This window comes from Croceitalea sp. W27 (genome assembly GCF_055693185.1).
In genome coordinates this window covers 501,732-522,568 of record NZ_CM146327.1, presented here as the reverse complement: position 1 = coordinate 522,568, position 20,837 = coordinate 501,732, and the positions used below count along the sequence as shown (strand labels likewise).

Sequence of the window (20,837 nt, the reverse complement as noted above, 5' to 3'; positions counted from 1 at the left end):
AAATTCTACTTTATGCTTCCAAAGCTTTTCTTTCTTCGGATATTATTGTCTCTTTTGTTCTTAATTCAGGTAAAGGTATTCTAATCTTAATTTCCGTCCCCGTGCCTAAGCCACTCTTTATTTTAAGATTTCCGTTGATTTTGTCTATCCTAGAGGTTATATTTCTTAGGCCAATACCTCTTTTACCTTTTTTAACATTAAAACCTACACCATCGTCTTTAATTTTTAAAATAATTTCATTGTCCTTAGTATTCAAGCTTACATTTATTTTAGTACATCTAGAATGTTTTATACAATTTTGTATGCACTCTTGAATTATTCTATAGGTATTTATTTTAATGTCTCCGTCAAGCCTATCCCAATCAAAAGATTCTGTAAAATCAAATAAAATCTCAATTTTTGATGATGAACTTGCCGTTGTGATTAAATCTTGAACAGCTATGATAAAGTTATTGATTTTTTTGTAAGCGGCATTATTTAGTTCGTGAGAGATTGTTCTCATCTCTTCTTCCAATTCTCTTAGTTTTTCTATTAATTCTGCCCGTTGCTCTATTGCCGATTCGTCATTTCGTTCGTTTAAGCCACTTAATATTAGGCGTACACCGAGCATTTGACCTAAAATACCGTCGTGTATTTCCTCAGAAATACGTTTCTGTTCCAATTGTTTACCTTCTTGAAATTTGCCTTGTTGTGAAAGCATTAGATTATAAATTTCTTGATTACTTTCTTGTTGCGTTTGTTGGAATTTAAGTCTCTGATTATTTGACCTTTGAATTATGATTACAATTGTTCCAAAACCCATAAGTAGCAAGGCAATACCAAGACCTATTAATGTTTCTTTTTGCTTGGACAGGGATACATTTTCTTCTATTACCTCATCGGTTTCCATTTCTATTCGCGCAAATTTATCTTGCATACTTCGCTCTTGTGCCTGTAACTGCTCGCTAAGGCTTATGTAGGCATTACCATATTCTGCACTATTATTTCGGTCTGTTGCATTTAAAAATTTTAAGGAACTCAGTAGACGGTCATTGTTGGAAGTTTCTTCGGCAATTTTTTTCGCCTTCAAGGCATTTTCAATTGCTAAATCTATTTTACCTTGCTTCGTTAAAAGTTCTGCATAATATTGATAGTTTCTGGCTTGATCGGAAACATTATTGATACTATCCAAAATCATATTAGATTTTAAGTATTCATTTGCCAATTGATCGAAGTCTTCAGAACCGTTTTTAAATTTTGCGTAAGCCAGACCACTTATCGCTTTTGCATATGATTTTTTTCTTTTTTGGTAAAAACTATCTGTATTTATTAATTCTTCATAATATCTAATTGCCTCGGAATAATCTCCTTTACGAAGATTGGTAGATGCCATATTGTTAAGGTTTATGGCCTTTTGTGCGTACTTTTGCTTTTCTTTCGAAAATTGGATATACTCTTTTGCTTTTTGATGATATTCCAAAGCCTTGTCATACTTGGCCATTCCATTTTGAGTGACTGCAAGAACATTGTATGAACTAAATAATTTTTCTTTAGCATTATTTTTATCATAAAATTTTATGGCCTTTACGATATCTTTTTCAGCACCTACGTGATCTTTGTTTTTGTCCTTTAGAACAGCGGAAGAGTATAAAACCATGCCAGGATAGTTTTTAGAAGTCGAATCTAAATCTGTCTTTAAAAACAATGTATAGGCTTCTTTATAATGATATAGAGCACTATCGGGTTTAGTATTTCGAAAGTATTTCGCTAATTCTAAATGGGCTTCTCCGTGGGACTTAAAATCTTTAATCTCTTGTGATATATCACTAAGTAATTTATTTTTTTTTCTAAAAGAAATGGTATCTCCTATTTCTTTATATGCCATAGAAAGTTGAGATAACAGTCTTGTTTTGATTAAATTATCAGGATATTTATTAATACTTAGCTCTGCCTGAGCTAATATCTTCATGCGTTCAGGTATGGAAAGAGAATCAATAGTAATAGCGGTTTTGATTAAAACAGATGTGCTATCGATGACTTTGACAGAAGAGGCATTATTCTTTTCGTATTTTGGAGAGCAACTAAAATATGTTATGGATAAGAATAAAAGGATTTTCCATTTCATGCATGTAGTATAAATCGTATAAAGAATAGATTCACTACTTACAAGATACAAAAAAACCCCAAATATTAACATTTGAGGTTTTATATTTTCTTAATTAATTTTTAACATTCACCATCCTCACATCCATATTCATCATCATCTGTTGCCTGTATTAAAAGTTGCTCTTCTTCGGTAGTGCTTTCCGTTTCACAAGAGTAAAAACCTACTGTCATAACTAAAATCGCCAAAATACTTAATACTTTTTTCATGTGTTCTTGATTTTATAAGTTAATATGATTGCTTTTAAAAACTGAAGTAAAAGTATATTTGGGGCGCTGAACAGGGATAACGAAAATATCTTACTAGTAAACTGCCTAGTTTTATTAGTAAACTGCCTAGTTTTATAAGAATTTTCTTAATTAACGTGTTGAATTGCGTTATTGGAGAGGAGGGTTTGCAACTCGTCAATTTTTGTTTTGTAGGATTTAGAGAACGGAATTTCCCTCGAATTATTTCTTAACGTACAAATACATTTGCCGTAATTAATTCTAGATACATACTCACTATTTAATATATAGCTCTGATGTATTCGAATGAAGTTGGTTGGTAATGTTTCTTCAAAAGACTTTAGGGTCTTATAAGCACTAACCTTATCTCCATCGGTGAGAATAAAATCGGTAGCATTATTGTCGGCTTGTAGGTATAAAATCTCACTGGTATCCAAATAATGAAAATCGCGATACGTTTTTAAACAAATAGTACTTGGAGTTTTTTCTTTTGGACGTTGTCGCCTTAGTTTAAAAATTGTCTTACGAACATCAAACTCCGTGTAAGGAAATAACCAGTAATCAAAGAAACCCTGTTTTAGGGCATCATAAGCATATTGCTTGGTTTCTGAATACCCAATAAAAATAGGCATTTTGCGAATATATTGATGTAGCTCGCCTATCATTTTAATAATGTCGCTTGCATCACTTTTTGTTAGATTTACAAAAACTACATCAGGTAAATATTTTAAAATCATGCTCATGCCATCATAGTGATCATGAACTATATTCGTTAGTTCAAAATCACTATAATCACTCAAATGTGCCTTTAGTTTTAAACAAGAAGGTACTTGAGAATCTATTACGGCATAGAGATAGCTCATACATAATTTGTTGATAGCTAAGGTAATAAGGGATTTTTAATATAGATTGGGTTTTTCCCTTAAAAAAACTATGGTTTTTCTGCAAAAGGCGCTTTAAAGAATTGATTTCAATTTTGTTCTATGTACTCGTAAGCACCTATATCTGGTAGGTTTGTTCTGTTAAACCCTAGAATGTCCGTTGGTAATAATTGAGCAGCTTCCATATTTCCGTTATCAATAGCTGCCGAATTTTGCATTAAGGAAAAATTATTTTCTAAACTATTTTGAAACAGTAGCTCTTCGTTTACCAATATTGAATCGAAAAGAAGTGCATTGTCAAAATCGTACAAGGGGTCATCATTGAACTCATTCGAAGTATCGGAAAATTTCAATGCACAACTGGTAAAGTTATATTGAAATAAAGCTGAATCGTTCTTTAGAAGACTTAACTCTATAGACCGGTTACCATCAATAATAGAATTTGAAAAATTGGCACCTATCAAATCTGAGCTTATAATTTCACCAGAACCAGTTTCTTCAAAGTTGGTAATTACTAAACTGGGGACATTCCTAAAACTGTTCCGCCAATAATTTGCTATGGTACAGTGGTTGAAATTGTAATCACCACCAAGACTAAGAAAAGCGGATACGGATCCTGAATTACCCAAAACCAGGTTGTTTGCATTTATTTTACAAGATTTAGTGCGTAGATTAAAACTTAAACTATTGTAAACTTGGGTGTTGCTTACAGTTAGATTTGAATTGGTAAAATCTCCATTCCCTTCAACTAAAAGGCCTACTGTAGCATTTTTGATGGTTAAATAATTTAGTTGATTATCAATGCTACCTCTTGTCAACCAAATAGTTCCCCATTGACCGGGGATAGCTGAAAATTCTGGCTCTAATCTGTCTCCTTCAAATATCACTTCATTTTCTAATAACTCTTGATCCGTACTCAACATTCCATTAACTAGGATTGAAGCTTCCGGACTTACCAGTAACCCTGAATTTTTATGAAAATGAACCCTTGTTCCAGCTTCAAACGTTGCTACTCTTTCATTCGGAACTGCTGCATAACCATAAACCACATAAGGTTTCTCGTTGTTAAAATTCAATTCATTATCCTCTAGAAAAAAACCTTCTATTCTAATTTCATTTCCCTCGTCATTAATTCCTAAAAGTAAAGATTCGGTTGAACCATCGGCCAATTCCCTCGGGTATAAAAAAACCGCATCTTTAATCAGGGTAACCAATTCTACTTTTTGTGTATTGCCCGATGCCCCGAATTGAATAGCATCGGTATATAAAAATTCATTTTGATTTACTTGATCATGGGGAATAGTAACTTCAACGAAAATGAACAAACTGTCTTTGGCCAGCAATGGAACATTTTCAAAGGTTTTACCAGCGGCACCATCTACATTTAAACGATAATTGCTTTCTTGACCATTTTCAAGACTTATAGTTGGAATCTGTATATCATCATTTGAGCGATTATATACTTTTAAGGAGTAGGTACTACTACCGATATTTGCGAAAACAGTGTCTAAGAAGACAGTGTCTTTCGAGAATTCTAGATTTCCTGCTGAGGGTTTAAAATCAAAGTCTTTTCTGCATGAAGAGCCTAATGCCAATGAGACAGTGAATAAAACTATTATGATATGTTTTAGTCTAATTTTTTTCAAGAATCTAAAAATAAGTTCTTAATGGTATCAGGTACGCGTATGGGTTTTAAAGTCTGAGAATGTAATAGACACCACTCTGTTATAGATTTAACCAACACTTTTCCCGTTTTATTGTTTGCCATTTCTACTTCCCTGAAAGAAATGGGGCCTTTGTTAGTTTTAATATTGGTTGTGATTATGATTTCGTCGTTAAGCTTAGCAGAGTCATAATAGGTGATGTCATGCCTTCTAACCACCCAAATAAAGCCCGAAGCAAGTTTTTTAGATACTGCTTGCCAATGTTCTTTTGATATCTGCTGAATCCATTCTACGTAGATCACGTTATTAACATGGTTTAAGTCATCTAAATCTTTTTGAGATACTTTTTTTAGTATGGTATAACTGTTCATATCACTTTTTAATGATATTGACCTCAAACAACTTATCCCAGTTTTTACCTGTAACGAAAAAGGTTTTACGTGTTGGGTGATAGGCTACTCCATTAAGTACGTCTAGTTGTGGGTGTTGCGTTACTTTTTTCTTTAGACCTCCAAAATTTATCACCCCTTCGATAGCACCTGATGTGGCATCAATAATCATCATGCTTTCTTTTTGCCACACGTTGGCATAGATTTTTCCGTTTACATATTCCAATTCATTGGCCTTGTTAAAGATAGATTTATTGGTCACGGTTTCGATAAAATCTATCTCTGTAAAGTTTGTAGGGTCTAGAATCCATATTTTTTCGGTTCCATCACTTTTAAAAATTTTTTGTCCGTCATTGCACAATCCCCAGCCTTCTTTACTCTTTCCATAGCTAAAAGTTTCTACCTTATTTAAATCTGATTGATTGTAAACGTAGCCAATACCGCTTTGCCAGGTTAATTGTAGCACTTTATCATTTATTACTGTTATTCCTTCCCCAAAAACAGAATTGTCTAAATCTACATTTTGTAGCACTTTACCCGTTTTAAAATCAATTTTTCGGAGCACAGATTGACCCTTACGACCGGTGCCCTCATATAAGGTATCGTTACTAAACTCCAAGCCTTGCGTGAAAGAGGTTTGATCATGGGGAAAAGTGTTCACGATTTCATAAGTATAAATTTCAGGAGGTTTTTCTGCTAAAACCTTTATTTTTTTGGTTATGTCTACAGAGGTATCATCGTAGTCTATTTTGGCGATTAAAACTTTGTTGCCAAGTTTTTCAATATTAAAAGTTATTTTTCCGTCTGTGACAGGAAGAACTTTTCCATCAATTACATATTCAACTTTAGAAATGGTGAAGTTTTCTTTATTCTGTATTGAAATACCTACTTTATCATTTTTTTGAAACTGCTTTTTTTGACCTTCTAACTGAATATCAAATAGTTTGGTAGTGTCTTTTGAACCACCGCAGGCAATAAAAAAAACAGCAGTTATACTTACAAGAAAAACCTTCATGTATATTTTATGTTTCATGGATTAAATATGCTGCAAATTAAGCATGTCTTGTGATTGCAACAAATTTAAAAGATTGTATATTTGCCCTTGGCAAGTCCTACACGACCAGCTCCTGCAAAATCCCCCAGGGTGGGAACGCAGCAAGGGTATGCGGTCGTAGCGGTGCGATGTAGGTAGCTTGCCTTTTTTTGTACCCAAAAGTGAACCAAAGGCTTTAAGTTTTCTCTATTTTTGCATCATGGATAGAAAAGTAGTTTTGGTTACTGGTGGGTCTTCCGGAATAGGCAAGGCTATAGGTATTTACCTTACAGGAAAAGGCTTTAAAGTCTATGGAACCAGCCGAAATTTAAAAAAACAAGAGGGTTTTAAAGAATTTGAATTACTTGAACTTGATGTGACCAAAAGTGATACTATCTCGGCTGCCATAAATAGAATTATAGAAAAGGAAGGAAAGCTCGATGTGCTTATCAATAATGCAGGTGTTGGTATAACAGGGCCTATTGAAGAAACCCCAATTACTGAAATAAACAAGGCTTTTGATACAAACTTGAACGGACCTATTCGTATGATTCAGACGGTTCTGCCCCAAATGAGAAGTCAAAAAAAGGGGTTGATCATAAATATAACCTCAATTGCAGGAAACATGGGCTTGCCTTATCGTGGTATTTATTCGGCCAGTAAAGGAGCTTTAAGTCTTGTAACTGAAGCTTTAAGAATGGAAACCAAAGACTTTGGCATACAGATAACCGATTTAGCTCCCGGTGATTTTGCTACCAATATAGCCGCCGGGCGTTATCATGCACCTGCAAATAACAATTCTTTATATCCATCATATGCCAAAGTCTTAGATATGATAAATACTGATGTAGATGGGGCACAAGACCCGATTGTAGTCGCAAAGAAAGTACATTCAATTATTATTAAAAATAATCCGAAGGTTCATTATAAGGTTGGCGTGTTTTTACAAAAATTTTCCCTTTTCTTGAAGAGTGTATTACCGGATACTTTGTATGAAAGATTACTCTTAAACCATTATAAATTGTAGTTTTACAAGAATTAAAAACTTAAAAAAGAACGAATGAAATTTTTTATAGATACAGCAAATCTTGCACAGATTAAAGAAGCAGAAGAATTAGGTGTTTTAGATGGTGTTACCACGAACCCTTCTCTTATGGCAAAAGAAGGTATTACCGGAACGGATAATATTCTTAAGCATTATGTGGATATCTGTAATATTGTTGAAGGAGATGTTTCTGCAGAAGTTGTATCAACTGATTTTGATGGTATGGTAAAAGAAGGGGAGGCCTTGGCCAAGCTTCACGACCAGATTGTGGTGAAAATACCTATGATAAAAGAAGGAGTTAAGGCATTAAAGTATTTTTCTGATAAAGGAATTAGAACCAATTGCACTTTGGTGTTTTCAGCTGGTCAGGCGTTATTGGCCGCAAAAGCAGGAGCCACTTATGTTTCACCTTTCTTAGGAAGGTTGGATGATATCTCTACCGATGGATTAAACTTAATTGCAGAGATTCGACTTATTTATGACAACTATAATTTTCAGACCGAAATATTAGCGGCATCTATAAGGCATACAATGCACGTAATTGATTGCGCCAAGCTTGGTGCAGATGTGATGACCGGACCCTTATCTTCAATTGAAGGTCTTCTAAAACACCCTTTAACAGATATCGGTTTAGAGAAGTTTTTAGCAGATTATAAAAAAGGAAATTCTTAGACTTTAAAGAATCTTAATAAGATAGATAAACCTTGGCTATTTTGCAGTCAAGGTTTTTTGTTGCCCAACAAATGGGTTACGGGTAAACACATTGGCGAAAGCATCCACAATAACCGTATCTTTCGTAATAACACATTTGCTAAGGTTATTGATAATTAATGATTCTTGTATTTCACCAAAATCAAAACTTCTGTATTGAAGCTTCTTGTCGATAGCCTGTTCATTGAGCATCGACAGCCATTTGTCTTCAGCAGTTCTAAGGTTGATTCCGACATAACGGTATTCAGGGTGCTGTTTTTCTAATTTTTTTACATGCCGTAGAACATTTCTAAAATGCCGTTTTTGATCTCCTGTCCAGAAGTAAAAAACAGTGTGATTATTTTTCGAAATATCCTTCATATGAACAGTATCACCTTCTACACTCAAGATGGCTAAATCAGGAATACTTTCTTTGGGCTGAAGGGCCTTTATGCCATTATATAGATGATTTATTTCTGCAATATGCGCCTCATTTTCAGAAAGTTCTTTAAACTTGTCTATAAACTGGTTACATTCATTATTTACCTCATGAACCTTCAATAAATAATCCATGGCAACATTTCTAAAAAGGTTATTTCTTAAATGTTCTTCTTTTACCAAACTGTCTATCAAGTGCATTTTATGTTTATTTAAATGCAAATGGTCTTTTGAAGACATTTTTTTCTCCATACCACAATTTTGGGCACAGACCATATAAGAGAGGTTGCCAAATCTATTATTTACGTAATTATAATAGGGTCTAAAATACGTAAGCTCTTTAAGATTGATATTTAGATTTTTTCGATAATCGTAAAAGCTTGAATCTAGTCTATGAATTGTTTCTTCACCAGATTTCTTCTTGTGAATAAAAGGATATTTTTCTTTGTAGATATAACTGTTATAATCTATTGAGGCCTTGGCCATGTCAAAAGCTCCTTTAGAAATGGTTTTATCTATGTTAAGCGTATTTAATTCTTCCAATTTTTGAAGACGCAAAGAATCTATTTTACCGCTAAATTTTTCAGGATCTAATGCGTAGTAAGAGTAAACAAGTTGTTCTTCATCTTCATAATTCAAGAACATTTCTAAAAGAAAGTTATTGACCTCTTCATTTGAACCGGAAAAAACCAATGACTCGTCAAAAGCAACCGTATTTAGGCGTATAATCAAACTATCCCCTTTTTCGAGATAAACATATTGCAGTTCTGGGGTGTGATCAAAGTGATGCAGCCCTTCTTCTATGTTCTCTAAAGAAAAAGAAAATCTATTGTTAGTATCAAGTTTTGCAGAGTCTACTACGGCGTCATTTTTATACAAAACGACATAATCACTGGTTGGGTTAACAATTTCACCTGCAAAATAAACCGTATTCCCAGTATCGGGGTTATAAGCGCAAGAGGCTAAAAAACAAAATGTTAGGTAGAGTAAAGCTCTTTCCATAAATTATCTTATCGTAACAAATCTAATAATCCGTAGAAAGGTGCGCTGTTAATGGCTAGTTAAATGTTGTAAAACCATACTTTTTTTAGGTTTTTCCTCAAGTAATACAGTTGGTGGGGGGGATTAATTTTGTCTATTTTTGCAAAAAATTAATTGAGAAATGCTTTCAGTATCTAATCTATCTGTTCAATTCGGTAAAAGAGTTTTGTTTGATGAAGTCAATGTTGCTTTTTTAGAGGGCAACTGCTACGGAATTATAGGAGCCAATGGAGCGGGTAAATCTACTTTTTTAAAAATATTAGCCAATAAAATCGATCCAACTTCTGGCCATGTTCATTTAGAACCTGGCAAGAGAATGTCTATACTCGAGCAAAACCACAATGCTTATGATGAGTTTACTGTTCTAGAAACTGTGGTTATGGGCAATAAACCTTTATTTAAAATTAAAAAGCAGATTGATGCCTTGTACGCCGATTATACCGATGAAAATGCCGAGAAAATAGGGGAGTTGCAGGTACAGTTTGAAGAAATGAACGGCTGGAACGCCGATAGTGATGCCGCGGCGCTATTATCAAACTTGGGCATCACCGAAGACTTGCACTATACCACCATGGCGGATATGGACTCTAAATTAAAAGTAAGGGTATTACTTGCTCAAGCGCTTTTCGGTAGTCCAGATGTACTGATAATGGATGAGCCCACCAATGATTTGGATTATGAAACTATAAGTTGGTTGGAGCACTTCTTGGCTAATTATGACAATACGGTTATTGTGGTTTCACACGACAGACACTTTTTAGATGCTGTCTGTACGCATATTGCAGATATTGATTTTGGCAAGATTAACCTTTACTCGGGTAATTATACATTTTGGTACGAGAGCAGCCAGTTGGCGTCTAGGCAACGTGCACAGCAAAACAAAAAAGCTGAAGAAAAGGCTAAAGAATTGCAAGAGTTTATCGCTCGTTTCAGTGCGAACGTAGCTAAGAGCAAGCAAGCCACTTCTCGTAAAAAGATGTTGGATAAATTAAAGGTAGATGATATCAAACCCTCTAGTAGAAGATACCCAGCAATCATTTTCGATAGAGAGCGAGAAGCGGGAGATCAAATTTTAAATGTTGAAAAACTAACCGCCAGTTCTGAAGATGGTGACTTATTGTTCGCTAACATAGACATTAACCTTGCTAAAGGGGATAAAGTTGCCATTATTTCTAAAGATTCTAGGGCTACGACCGCTTTTTATGAAATTATTGCTGGAGATAAAAAAGCTGATTCTGGAAAGTTTCAATGGGGCATCACCACCACACAATCGTATTTGCCAGCAGATAATGAAAAATATTTTGATGCCAATATGAATTTGGTAGATTGGTTGCGTCAATGGACAAAAACGGAAGAAGAAAGAGAAGAGGTTTACGTAAGGGGGTTTTTAGGAAAAATGCTCTTTAGTGGAGAAGAGGCGCTAAAGAAGTCGACCGTGCTTTCAGGGGGAGAAAAAGTACGTTGCATGTTGAGTAGAATGATGTTATTACGTGCCAATGTATTATTGTTAGACGAGCCCACCAATCATTTAGATTTAGAAAGTATAACCGCATTTAACAACAGCCTTAAAAACTTTAAGGGTACCATATTAATGACTACGCATGACCATGAGTTTGTTCAAACTGTGGCTACAAGAGTTATCGAGTTGACGCCAAATGGCACTATCGATAGGCACTTGACCTTTGATGAATATATGTCGGATAAATCCATCAAAGAGCAGCGCAAAAAAATGTATGCTGTAACGGTCTAACTATGCGTTGAAATATTTACTGTTCCAGATTGCCGGGTTAAAATTTTTCCCCTGTGCAAAACCATAGTAGATAACAATTGCACCGATTGTTTTGAACATAAAGAAAAATAAAATCCAGAATTGTGCATTTGAACCTGATTTGGAAAACAACCCATCAGGAACCAAAAAGGTGGCAAAATAGCTGACTATCAAGGTGGTTATGGTAAGATTGACCATACCCCTAAAAGGCCAAACCAATAACTTTCTTAAAGGATGCAGGTCGTTGCCCCATTTGTGGATCAGATAATAGTAACCGTTGCCTATTGGGGCAAATAAAAGTGGGTCATCCTTATCTTCAAGTTTGAATAATTTTGATGGTGCCATCATTTTAAAACCTTCTAAACTTATTCCGTGGGCTTTTTCTAGGTGTTTAATTTTAGATATCGCGCTTTGCGGAATTTCTCCTTTAAAGTATTTAGAGTCTAAAAAACGCAATCGATAATCAGTACAGATTTTTTTGATTTGTTCAATGTGATAGATTCTCTCAGTTTCTAAAAGTTCAAAATCAAATGCATTTTCAACATTTTTTGAAGGTTGAGAGAGACGATTTTCAATTTCGCTTTCTATCTCAAAATCTTTTTCTAAGAGTTGCTGCACTTCCAATAAAATGGTATCGTTAGAAACCAATTTGTTTTTGGTACGCAGTAACTTATCCTCAATATCAGTTTTGGGAAGTATCATCTTTTTCTAGCTTTTTTTTCAAAGTTAGTCAAATACAATTTTTATTTCCGAAGCGGTACAAATATCAAAAAGTTAATATTTTGTTAATTTCTATGAACTACATGGTTCATGCCCCCAAAATATGAAGTAAAAAGCTATCTTACCGATGTTTTTGGTATTTCATCGATGAATAGCAATAACGGCATAGAACGAAACACTAAGTATTTTTAAATGAAATTCCCCCAAACTGTCACCTGCTTTGTTGTACTATTTGTTACCGTTAACTTTGTATTCTCCCAGAATAAAAGTCTTGCTGCCATACCTTCTGGGGTATATGTCCCAAAGGAAAACACCAATATCAAAGAAGCAATAGCGACTGACAATCACAAAACCTTACTAGCGGCCTATAATGCTACGGATTTAAATGATTTGTTAGAGGAAAGTGGACCATTCACCATTTTTGCCCCATCTGATAACGCGTTTTCGAAACTTCCAAAAACCAAGCTTGAGGCCATGCTCAATGCCGACAACAAGAATCAATTGAAATCAGTTTTAAAATATTACATTGTTCCTGGAAAACTTACAGCTTCTAGTATTCTTAAAGCTTTGTGTAGGGGCAAAGGAAAAACGACTTTCACAACTATTCAAGGCGATAAGATAACCGCTACAATGCGTGGCATTGACATTATTTTGACAGATAGTATGGGTAATTCTGCTATGATAACTGTAGCTGATTCTACCAGGGGTAACGGTGTCATGCACGAAATCGATAGTGTTATCTTGCCACCAACAAGAATTTAGCAATTTATCTTAACGCTGCTCCCAACTGCTCAACGTAGACATTCTGCAGCTTAGACATAATTTTATCTATTTGTTTATCTGTTAAGGTCTTGGAGGTATCTAGCAGCGTAAAACTTACAGCATAGGACTTTTTGCCCGCAGGTAAGTTCTTGCCTGTATAAACATCAAATAAATTTACTTTTTTCAAAAACTTCCGCTCGGTTTTAAATGCGATGTCGTGCAAATCTTTAAATGGTATTTTTTCGTCCAATAACAATGCAAAGTCCCGATTTACTTCCGGAAATTTCGGAATTTCTTGATAAGAAATACTATTGCTTGCAGCAAATGATTGTAGTAAGTCCCAATTAAAATCAGCAAAAAGCACCTCACTTTTAATACCAAGCTTGTTAACAAAACTTTTGTTGGCAATACCTAATGATACGATTGTTTTACCGTCTTTTTCGAAAGCTATGCCCTCGGTTAATAGTGCTTCCTTAGTTTCTACTTGCCGATACCCTTGAACTCCAATTCTTCTCAAAATTGCCTCTGAAATACCTTTCAGATAATAAAAACCTGAAGGGGTGTTGGGCATTGACCAATTGTTTTCGAACTGATTACCGGTAACAAACAAAGACAGATGGGTATCTTCTTGAAACCCATTGTTATGTTTCAAATAGGTCTTACCAAATTCAAATAATCTTAAATTCTGCTTTCTCCTATTTTGATTATGCGCAATAGCAGTTAAACCAGAAAATAACATGGATTCTCGAAGCACTCCTAAATCTGTACTTAAAGGATTTAGCATAGTGACATTGGAATCTTCTTTATCAGATTCGTTAGGTACCAGACTGTTGGTCATAATTTCGTAAAAACCTCTAGACGCCAACAGGTCACCGATTACATCTTGTAATTTATGATTTTCGAATTTTGAGGTTCGAGCGATAGAGGCTGTAAATTTTTCTTTGTAATCTATGTTGTTGTACCCGTAAACCCTTAAAATTTCTTCAATTACGTCGACTTCTCTTTGAACGTCGGTACGGTAAGAAGGAATGGTAAGCCCTAAACCAGATTCTGTAACATTATTTACCTTGATTTCAAGTGAGCTTAGAATAGATTTAATTTTGTCTTTAGGTATTTCTTGACCTATCAATTTATAAATCTTTTCAAAAGTTAAAAAAACTTGGAAATCATCTTTCTTTTTTGGGTATAGATCAACAATATCGGAGGTTATTTCTCCTCCGGCGACCTCTTTAATCAATAGTGCTGCACGTTTTAAGGCGTATTCAGTAGTCTTAATATCTATTCCTCGTTCAAACCTGAAAGAAGCGTCGGTATTTAGTCCGTGCCGCTTTGCGGTTTTTCTTATGGAAACAGCATCAAAATAAGCACTTTCAAGAAAAATAGAAGTAGTATCTGCGGTGACACCTGAATGTTTGCCGCCAAAAACTCCTGCAATACACATCGGTTTTTCGTTATCGCAAATCATTAAATCATCTTCATGTAGTTCTCTTTCAACATCATCAAGTGTGGTAAATTTGGTACCCTTTGGTAATGTTTTTACTACTACTTTATTTCCTTTGACTTTTGCAGCATCAAAGGCGTGCAAAGGCTGCCCTAATTCATGTAAAACATAATTGGTAATGTCCACCACATTGTTTATGGGCGATAAGCCTATAGCTTTTAATCTGTTTTTTAACCAAGTAGGCGATTCTTGTACCAGAAGATTGCTGATGGTTACACCGCAATACCTTGGAGCGAGCTCATTATTTTCTACTTCTACATCAAACTTCAATGAACGATTATCAATAGAAAATGTACTGGTCGATGGCGTTATAAGTTCCTTGGTTATTTCTTGTTGCTCTAGCCCGGCCTTTAAATCTCTTGCTACACCAAAATGACTCATAGCATCAGAGCGGTTGGGCGTAAGACCTATTTCGAGCACCTGGTCATTCTCAATCTCAAAAATATCTTTGCAAGGAGTTCCGGGTTTCAATTTCTCATCGAGAACCATGATTCCATCATGACTTTTTCCGAGACCAAGTTCATCTTCCGCACATATCATCCCGTGACTTTCCTCACCTCTTATTTTACCTTTCTTTATCTGCCAGGCTTCATTTTCATTGGTATAAAGTATAGTGCCTATGGTAGCAACTGGCACTTTTTGACCTGAAGCTACATTCGGCGCGCCACAAACGATTTGAACAGGATCTTGCTGGCCGATATCAACAGTTGTTAATTTAAGCCGGTCGGCATTCGGGTGTTTTTCGCAGGTAAGTACATGGCCTACAACAACTCCATCAAGGCCTCCCTTAACAGATTCAAAATTGGAAATACCTTCAACCTCGAGTCCTAAATCGGTTAAAAGTTCTCCGGTTTTTTCTGCCTCCCAGTCCAATTGCAAAAATTGCTTCAACCAGTTATACGAAATCTTCATTGGTCAGTTTTAAAGTTTGCAAATATAAAACATTGCCAACTCACATTCAATCTACTTTCTATGCAAAGATTTCGGTAAAAATGTAAGTAGAGCCATATTTTTTCGATATAATTGAAAAAAATATGAGTTGATGAAACGATTGTCTATTTTGATAGTGCTCTTAAGCGTAATTAGTTCTTGTAAAGAAGAAAAAGAGGTAAAATTAAGCGAAGGGGAGTGGTGGGCCAATATGAAGGTCGCCGAAGATCAACAATTGCCTTTTAATTTCACTTTAACGGAGAATGCAGGTAGCTTTGCCATGGAGGTAAGAAATGCCGATGAAAGAGTACTTATAGATGAGTTTGAATTTTATAAGGATTCGATTAAAATTCAGATGCCAATTTTTGAAGGATATATTGCAGGGAAATTTTCCGAAAATGAAATAAAAGGCAATTTTATTAAAGAAAGTTTAGATCGGGTCGTACCATTTCACGCAAAACTTGGGGACAGACCTCGTTTTAAAGTATCAGAAAAGCCTAAAGTAAATTTATCAGGAATATGGGAGGTTAACTTCGATTTTGATGGCGAGAGTCCTTACCCAGCAAAAGGAATTTTCACCCAAGAAGATGATAAGGTAATAGGCACCTTTAGAACGAATACAGGTGATTACAGATACCTAGAAGGTGTTGTAGATGGAAATGAGTTAAAACTATCGACTTTTGATGGGGCTCATGTTTTTCTTTTTAACGCTACAGCAACAGATTCAACTTTAGGGGGCGTTTTTTACTCTGGCAACCATAGTATTGAAAACTTTAAAGCGAGGCGTAATGAAGCTTTTGAACTCGCTGATGCAAATACGTTAACATATATAAAGGAAGGTTATGAAAAGCTAGATTTTACTTTTCCGGATGCGGATGGGAAGTTTACCAGTTTGGCAGATAAAGAGTTTGCCAATAAGGTGGTTTTAGTACAGATTATGGGTACATGGTGTCCGAATTGCTTAGATGAGACCAAGTTTTACGTTGATTATCTTAAGAACAACCCAAACCCTGATTTGAAAGTCATTGCTTTGGCTTTTGAATATGCAAAAACAAAAGAAAAAGCGTTTGAAGGTATAGACCGTTTAAAAAAGCGGATTGGGGTTCCTTATCAAATATTGTTGGCCCAATTTGGTAGCTCCGATAAGGTGTTGGCCAATGAAAAATTACCTATGCTTAATCATGTATTGTCTTATCCTACCACCATTTACATAGATAAAAAAGGAAATATACACAAGATACATACAGGTTTCAACGGTCCTGCAACTTTAGAAAAACATGAAGAATTCAAAAAGGAATTTAACGAGACACTAACGGAATTGTTAAGTGAGTAATTTAGATAATCGTTGATTTTCCTAAACCAATATTTTCATCGTTGATGTTAAGATCATCATCATTATCTACGATATTGTCTGCAATAAAATCACCAACATGATTTGTTCCGTAGTTGCTTTTTTCATCTAAATCGGGAGTAACAATTCCTTTTTGTAATGCTTTGTCAACTGCTTCGCGAATAGCCATTGCTTCTTCAAAGAGTTGAAAATGTTCTAAAAGCATTGCAGCCGAAAGAATAGATGCAACAGGGTTGGCAATATCTTTGCCTTTTGCTTGCGGATAAGAACCATGAATTGGCTCGAAAAGGGCATTCTCATCTCCTATGGACGCCGATGCTAATAAGCCTATAGACCCACCAATTACACTTGCCTCGTCTGAAATAATATCACCAAATAAATTTTCGGTGAGCACGACATCAAATTGATTCGGATTTAAAATAACCTGCATTGCCGCGTTATCTACAAAAAGAAAATCTAATTCTACTTCTGGATAGCTTTCACCAATTTTAGTAACCACCTTGCGCCAAAGCCGAGATGACTCCAATACGTTAGCCTTATCGACAAGGGTAAGTTTATTTCGTCTGTTCTTTGCCGCTTTAAAAGCTAGATGCGCAATTCTACTTATTTCTTTTTCAGAATATTCACATAAATCTGAAGCTATAGTGCCTTCTTCATTCAACTTTTTTTCTCCAAAATATATTCCACCGGTTAATTCACGATAAATGGTGAAATCAGTACCAGAAATAATTTCTTCTTTCAAGGGAGACTTGCCTATTAAGGTCGGAAAAACCTTTACAGGCCTTACATTGGTGTAAAGTCCCAATTCTTTGCGCAATTTTAATAAGCCTTGTTCTGGACGAACTTTTGCCTTAGGATCATTGTCATATTTTGGATCCCCAATAGAACCGAACAGCACAGCATCGGCATCTTTACAGAGTTGTAAGGTTTTATCTGGTAAGGGATTGCCCGTTTTATCAATAGCAATTGCACCTACCGGAGCTTCTTTATACACAAAGGTATGGTTAAAGGTTTCTTCAACAGCCTGTAAACATTTCACAGCTTGGTTTAACACCTCTGGTCCAATACCGTCTCCAGGTAATAAAGCTATATTTAGATTCATTTGATTTATTGGTTTTGCGCTTCAAACGCCTCAATAGTCTGTTTTTTACTCATCAAAAAGTCGATGTCATCATAGCCATTTATTAGGCACATCTTTTTATAGGAATCAATCTCAAAGGATTCTTTTAACTCAATTGCTTCTAAACTTAAAATTTGATTTTCCAAATCGACTATGACCTCGGTTTTCGGATTTTTCGTTAGATAATCTAAAAGCTCGGTCAACTTTTCTTTTGAAATTTGAATTGGCAGTAATCCATTATTTAAGGCATTACCTTTGAATATATCGGCAAAATAGCTAGAAACAATAACTTTAAAACCATAATCTTCTAAAGCCCATGCGGCATGTTCTCTACTAGAACCACAACCAAAATTTTCACCGGCTACAAGAATTCTTCCAACATAATTCCCGTCATTTAGTATAAAGTCTTCCTTAATACTTCCATCTTTATTGAAACGCCAATCTCTAAAAAGATTTTGACCAAAACCAACTTTGCTCGTAGCTTTTAAAAAACGGGCAGGAATTATCTGATCGGTATCCACATTTTCTATTGGAAGTGGTATCGCGGTTGAAATTAATTTTTTAAACTTTTCCATTATACTGCTTCAAGTTCGGTTACATCCACAATTTTTCCTTCCACGGCAGTTAAGGCCGCCACCAATGGACTGGCCAATAGGGTTCGAGCTCCTTGACCTTGTCTTCCTTCGAAATTTCTGTTTGAAGTAGAAACACAATATTCTCCTGCAGGTATTTTATCATCGTTCATACCCAAACAGGCAGAACAGCCAGATTGCCTAATCTCAAAACCGGCAGTTTCAAATATATCTTGTAGACCTTCTTCTTTTATCTGTTTTGCCACCTGTTGCGAACCAGGCACTATAAGGGCGGTCACGTTGCCTGCTTTTTGTTTTCCTTTTATATGTGCGGCCGCTAATCTAAAGTCTTCGATCCTTGAGTTTGTACAACTTCCGATAAACACATAGTTTATAGGATGATTAATTAAAGATTGCCCCTTTTTTAAGCCCATATAAGTAAGTGCTTTTTCGAAAGAGGTGTCTTCAATTTCAGGAATGTTCTCAGTTATTTTAATACCCATACCAGGATTGGTACCATAAGTAATCATAGGTGCAATATCCGACGCATTAAAATGATATTCCGTATCAAAACTAGCATCTTTATCCGTTGGCAATGTCTTCCAATACGTAACTTTTTTATCCCAATCGTCTCCCTTTGGTGCAAATTCTTTGCCTTTGACGTATTCAAATGTGGTTTCATCCGGCGCTATCATGCCACCACGAGCACCCATTTCAATGCTCATATTACATACGGTCATGCGCCCTTCCATACTCATATTTTCAAAGACGTCACCTGCATATTCTACAAAATGACCGGTACCGGAATTCGTTCCGAGTTGGGCAATAATGTATAGGATGACATCTTTGGGCAATACGTTTTTATTAAGTTTTCCATTGACGGTAACGCGCATTTTCTTTGGCTTGTTAAGCAAAAGGCACTGACTTGCAAAAACTTGTGCCACTTGACTTGTACCTATACCGAATGCAATTGTGCCAAACGCTCCATGTGTAGAGGTATGGCTGTCACCGCATACCATAGTCATACCTGGTTGTGTAATACCAAGCTCTGGCGCCATTACATGAACAATCCCTTGATATTTATGTCCTAATCCATATAGGGTAACACCATGATTTGCACAATTTTTGGTTAGCATCTCTACCTGTTTTCGCGATAAAGCATCCTTAATTGTTAGGTGTTGATTTAAAGTGGGTACATTGTGGTCTGCGGTCGCGACTGTTTTATCAGGTCTTGCTAAGGTAATACCGCGTTGTTCCAATTCCGCAAAAGCTTGCGGACTAGTTACCTCGTGAATCAAGTGCTTATCAATGTATAAAATTTGGGGGCCGTTTGGGACAGTTTCAACTACGTGAGCATCCCAAACCTTATCAAAAAGTGTTTTCTTCATTAAGCAAGACTTTCTAATTCTATATTGCTGGTTTCAATAATCTCATGAATGTCAGAATCTACTATTTCTTTTTTAACATCAGCAAATTTTAGAAAATTGTCATAGACTTCGTCTAACTGTAATTTTGTTAATTCGTAACCAACTTTCTTAGCTCTGTAGGCCAGTGCAGCTCTTCCGCTTCTTGCGGTCAAAACTATTGAAGATTCACTTACGCCAACATCTTCAGGATCTATTATTTCATAAGTAGCACGATTCTTTATAACACCGTCTTGGTGAATACCAGAACTGTGGGCAAATGCGTTTGTACCGACGATAGCTTTGTTCGGTTGAACGGGCATTCCCATTTTTTGTGATACCATACCGCTAGTCTCAAAAAGGAGCCTAGTGTTTATATTAGTATCTAAATTTAGGTCAGGGTGCTGCTTTAAAATCATAACAACTTCTTCTAATGAGGTGTTTCCGGCTCGCTCTCCAATTCCATTAATCGTACATTCTATTTGTCTTGCTCCGTTTATGGCCCCGGCAATGGAATTAGCAGTCGCCAAACCTAAATCATTATGGCAGTGACAAGATAAAATGGCCTTATCGATACCAGTGACATTTTCTTTTAGATACTTGATTTTTGCCCCATATTCTTCTGGTAGACAGTACCCCGTTGTATCGGGTATATTCAGCACGGTTGCCCCCGCCTTAATAACGGCTTCACAGACTCTTGCCAAATAATCATTATCGGTTCTTCCAGCATCCTCAGCAAAAAACTCAACATCTTCAACAAATGATTTTGCATATTTTACGGCTGCCACAGCTCTTCTGATAACCTCTTCTTGAGAAGTTTTAAATTTATATTTGATATGCGATTCTGAAGTCCCTATACCGGTATGTATTCTCGGTCTTTTGGCATATCGAAGTGCTTCGGCGGCAACTTTAATATCTTTTTCTACCGCACGTGTAAGGCCGCAAACCGTTGCGTTTTTGATAATCTTGCTAATTTCGTTAACGGAGTTAAAATCACCAGGGCTTGAAATTGGAAAACCGGCTTCTAGGATATCAACACCTAACTCTTCTAGTCTTTCGGCTAGAACCAACTTTTGTTTGGTATCTAACTTACAGCCAGGAACCTGTTCACCATCCCTAAGGGTCGTATCAAAAATTTGTACCTTATCTTTACCCATCA

At 35.8% G+C, this 20,837-nt stretch carries 18 protein-coding genes and 1 other RNA gene; 6 read left to right on the top strand and 13 right to left on the bottom strand.

Going from position 1 to position 20,837, the window contains the following annotated elements:
- Positions 1-10: 10 nt before the first annotated feature.
- The 6 genes from ACZ1GR_RS02395 to ACZ1GR_RS02370 form a co-directional block, all read right to left on the bottom strand.
- Positions 11-2,104 (bottom strand): ATP-binding protein, encoded by a 2,094-nt coding sequence (locus tag ACZ1GR_RS02395; protein WP_472610662.1) that lies wholly within the window; start codon positions 2,102-2,104, stop codon positions 11-13.
- Positions 2,105-2,205: 101 nt separating this feature from the next.
- Complete coding sequence (locus tag ACZ1GR_RS02390) at positions 2,206-2,352, bottom strand: hypothetical protein (RefSeq protein ID WP_472610661.1); 147 nt, start codon at positions 2,350-2,352, stop codon at positions 2,206-2,208.
- A 146-nt stretch (positions 2,353-2,498) separates the two neighbouring features.
- Positions 2,499-3,233, bottom strand: coding sequence for a LytR/AlgR family response regulator transcription factor (locus ACZ1GR_RS02385; RefSeq protein ID WP_472610660.1), 735 nt, complete (start codon positions 3,231-3,233; stop codon positions 2,499-2,501).
- 107 nt (positions 3,234-3,340) lie between these two features.
- Entirely contained in the window at positions 3,341-4,897 is a 1,557-nt protein-coding gene (locus ACZ1GR_RS02380) for a choice-of-anchor Q domain-containing protein (protein WP_472610659.1), read from the bottom strand.
- On the bottom strand, positions 4,894-5,286 hold the full coding sequence (locus ACZ1GR_RS02375) for an acyl-CoA thioesterase (RefSeq protein ID WP_472610658.1): 393 nt from the start codon (positions 5,284-5,286) through the stop codon (positions 4,894-4,896). Before ACZ1GR_RS02375 ends, ACZ1GR_RS02380 begins: the two co-directional genes overlap by 4 nt.
- Before the next feature lies 1 nt (position 5,287).
- Entirely contained in the window at positions 5,288-6,319 is a 1,032-nt protein-coding gene (locus ACZ1GR_RS02370; RefSeq protein ID WP_472610657.1) for a glutaminyl-peptide cyclotransferase, read from the bottom strand.
- A gap of 88 nt (positions 6,320-6,407) precedes the next feature.
- Here ACZ1GR_RS02370 and ffs point away from each other — a divergent pair.
- The 3 genes from ffs to fsa all read left to right on the top strand — a co-directional run bounded on the left by ffs (position 6,408) and on the right by fsa (position 8,054).
- Positions 6,408-6,506, top strand: an RNA gene (gene ffs / locus ACZ1GR_RS02365) — signal recognition particle sRNA small type.
- 51 nt (positions 6,507-6,557) lie between these two features.
- A complete protein-coding gene (locus ACZ1GR_RS02360; RefSeq protein ID WP_472610656.1) occupies positions 6,558-7,364 on the top strand; it encodes an SDR family oxidoreductase in 807 nt (268 codons plus the stop codon).
- 33 nt (positions 7,365-7,397) lie between these two features.
- Positions 7,398-8,054: a fructose-6-phosphate aldolase gene (gene fsa / locus ACZ1GR_RS02355; protein WP_472610655.1), complete on the top strand. Its 657-nt coding sequence runs from the start codon at positions 7,398-7,400 to the stop codon at positions 8,052-8,054.
- Between the two features lie 36 nt (positions 8,055-8,090).
- On the opposite strand, the gene ACZ1GR_RS02350 is transcribed toward fsa, so the two are convergent.
- Entirely contained in the window at positions 8,091-9,512 is a 1,422-nt protein-coding gene (locus ACZ1GR_RS02350) for a transaldolase (RefSeq protein WP_472610654.1), read from the bottom strand.
- Positions 9,513-9,672: 160 nt separating this feature from the next.
- Between ACZ1GR_RS02350 and ACZ1GR_RS02345 the strand changes: the two genes are divergently transcribed.
- On the top strand, positions 9,673-11,301 hold the full coding sequence (locus ACZ1GR_RS02345) for an ABC-F family ATP-binding cassette domain-containing protein (protein ID WP_472610653.1): 1,629 nt from the start codon (positions 9,673-9,675) through the stop codon (positions 11,299-11,301).
- On the opposite strand, the gene ACZ1GR_RS02340 is transcribed toward ACZ1GR_RS02345, so the two are convergent.
- Positions 11,302-12,021, bottom strand: a complete 720-nt coding sequence (locus ACZ1GR_RS02340; RefSeq protein WP_472610652.1) for a hypothetical protein — start codon at positions 12,019-12,021, stop codon at positions 11,302-11,304.
- A 210-nt stretch (positions 12,022-12,231) separates the two neighbouring features.
- Here ACZ1GR_RS02340 and ACZ1GR_RS02335 point away from each other — a divergent pair, with 210 nt between their 5' ends.
- Positions 12,232-12,801: a fasciclin domain-containing protein gene (locus ACZ1GR_RS02335; protein ID WP_472610651.1), complete on the top strand. Its 570-nt coding sequence runs from the start codon at positions 12,232-12,234 to the stop codon at positions 12,799-12,801.
- A gap of 4 nt (positions 12,802-12,805) precedes the next feature.
- On the opposite strand, the gene pheT is transcribed toward ACZ1GR_RS02335, so the two are convergent.
- On the bottom strand, positions 12,806-15,214 hold the full coding sequence (pheT, locus tag ACZ1GR_RS02330) for a phenylalanine--tRNA ligase subunit beta (RefSeq protein ID WP_472610650.1): 2,409 nt from the start codon (positions 15,212-15,214) through the stop codon (positions 12,806-12,808).
- 130 nt (positions 15,215-15,344) lie between these two features.
- Here pheT and ACZ1GR_RS02325 point away from each other — a divergent pair, with 130 nt between their 5' ends.
- On the top strand, positions 15,345-16,565 hold the full coding sequence (locus ACZ1GR_RS02325) for a peroxiredoxin family protein (RefSeq protein ID WP_472610649.1): 1,221 nt from the start codon (positions 15,345-15,347) through the stop codon (positions 16,563-16,565).
- 1 nt (position 16,566) lies between these two features.
- Here ACZ1GR_RS02325 and leuB read toward each other — a convergent pair whose 3' ends face one another.
- Genes leuB through ACZ1GR_RS02305 form a run of 4 tightly spaced genes read right to left on the bottom strand, consistent with a single transcriptional unit; the run spans position 16,567 to position 20,835 of the window.
- Positions 16,567-17,685, bottom strand: a complete 1,119-nt coding sequence (gene leuB / locus ACZ1GR_RS02320) for a 3-isopropylmalate dehydrogenase (protein WP_472610648.1) — start codon at positions 17,683-17,685, stop codon at positions 16,567-16,569.
- A 5-nt stretch (positions 17,686-17,690) separates the two neighbouring features.
- Entirely contained in the window at positions 17,691-18,278 is a 588-nt protein-coding gene (gene leuD, locus ACZ1GR_RS02315; RefSeq protein WP_472610647.1) for a 3-isopropylmalate dehydratase small subunit, read from the bottom strand.
- Positions 18,278-19,663, bottom strand: a complete 1,386-nt coding sequence (gene leuC, locus ACZ1GR_RS02310) for a 3-isopropylmalate dehydratase large subunit (protein WP_472610646.1) — start codon at positions 19,661-19,663, stop codon at positions 18,278-18,280. Before leuC ends, leuD begins: the two co-directional genes overlap by 1 nt.
- Positions 19,663-20,835 (bottom strand): 2-isopropylmalate synthase, encoded by a 1,173-nt coding sequence (locus tag ACZ1GR_RS02305; RefSeq protein ID WP_472611847.1) that lies wholly within the window; start codon positions 20,833-20,835, stop codon positions 19,663-19,665. The genes leuC and ACZ1GR_RS02305 overlap by 1 nt, the downstream gene beginning before the upstream one ends.
- Positions 20,836-20,837: the final 2 nt, after the last annotated feature.

Bases quoted from the DNA above. Each gene is read 5' to 3' on its own strand.
- ACZ1GR_RS02395 (WP_472610662.1), bottom strand. From the start codon at position 2,104: ATGAAATGGAAAATCCTTTTATTCTTATCCATAACATATTTTAGTTGC.
- ACZ1GR_RS02390 (WP_472610661.1), bottom strand. From the start codon at position 2,352: ATGAAAAAAGTATTAAGTATTTTGGCGATTTTAGTTATGACAGTAGGT.
- ACZ1GR_RS02385 (WP_472610660.1), bottom strand. From the start codon at position 3,233: ATGAGCTATCTCTATGCCGTAATAGATTCTCAAGTACCTTCTTGTTTA.
- ACZ1GR_RS02375 (WP_472610658.1), bottom strand. From the start codon at position 5,286: ATGAACAGTTATACCATACTAAAAAAAGTATCTCAAAAAGATTTAGAT.
- ACZ1GR_RS02370 (WP_472610657.1), bottom strand. From the start codon at position 6,319: ATGAAGGTTTTTCTTGTAAGTATAACTGCTGTTTTTTTTATTGCCTGC.
- ACZ1GR_RS02360 (WP_472610656.1), top strand. From the start codon at position 6,558: ATGGATAGAAAAGTAGTTTTGGTTACTGGTGGGTCTTCCGGAATAGGC.
- fsa (WP_472610655.1), top strand. From the start codon at position 7,398: ATGAAATTTTTTATAGATACAGCAAATCTTGCACAGATTAAAGAAGCA.
- ACZ1GR_RS02350 (WP_472610654.1), bottom strand. From the start codon at position 9,512: ATGGAAAGAGCTTTACTCTACCTAACATTTTGTTTTTTAGCCTCTTGC.
- ACZ1GR_RS02345 (WP_472610653.1), top strand. From the start codon at position 9,673: ATGCTTTCAGTATCTAATCTATCTGTTCAATTCGGTAAAAGAGTTTTG.
- ACZ1GR_RS02340 (WP_472610652.1), bottom strand. From the start codon at position 12,021: ATGATACTTCCCAAAACTGATATTGAGGATAAGTTACTGCGTACCAAA.
- ACZ1GR_RS02335 (WP_472610651.1), top strand. From the start codon at position 12,232: ATGAAATTCCCCCAAACTGTCACCTGCTTTGTTGTACTATTTGTTACC.
- pheT (WP_472610650.1), bottom strand. From the start codon at position 15,214: ATGAAGATTTCGTATAACTGGTTGAAGCAATTTTTGCAATTGGACTGG.
- ACZ1GR_RS02325 (WP_472610649.1), top strand. From the start codon at position 15,345: ATGAAACGATTGTCTATTTTGATAGTGCTCTTAAGCGTAATTAGTTCT.
- leuB (WP_472610648.1), bottom strand. From the start codon at position 17,685: ATGAATCTAAATATAGCTTTATTACCTGGAGACGGTATTGGACCAGAG.
- leuD (WP_472610647.1), bottom strand. From the start codon at position 18,278: ATGGAAAAGTTTAAAAAATTAATTTCAACCGCGATACCACTTCCAATA.
- leuC (WP_472610646.1), bottom strand. From the start codon at position 19,663: ATGAAGAAAACACTTTTTGATAAGGTTTGGGATGCTCACGTAGTTGAA.
- ACZ1GR_RS02305 (WP_472611847.1), bottom strand. From the start codon at position 20,835: ATGGGTAAAGATAAGGTACAAATTTTTGATACGACCCTTAGGGATGGT.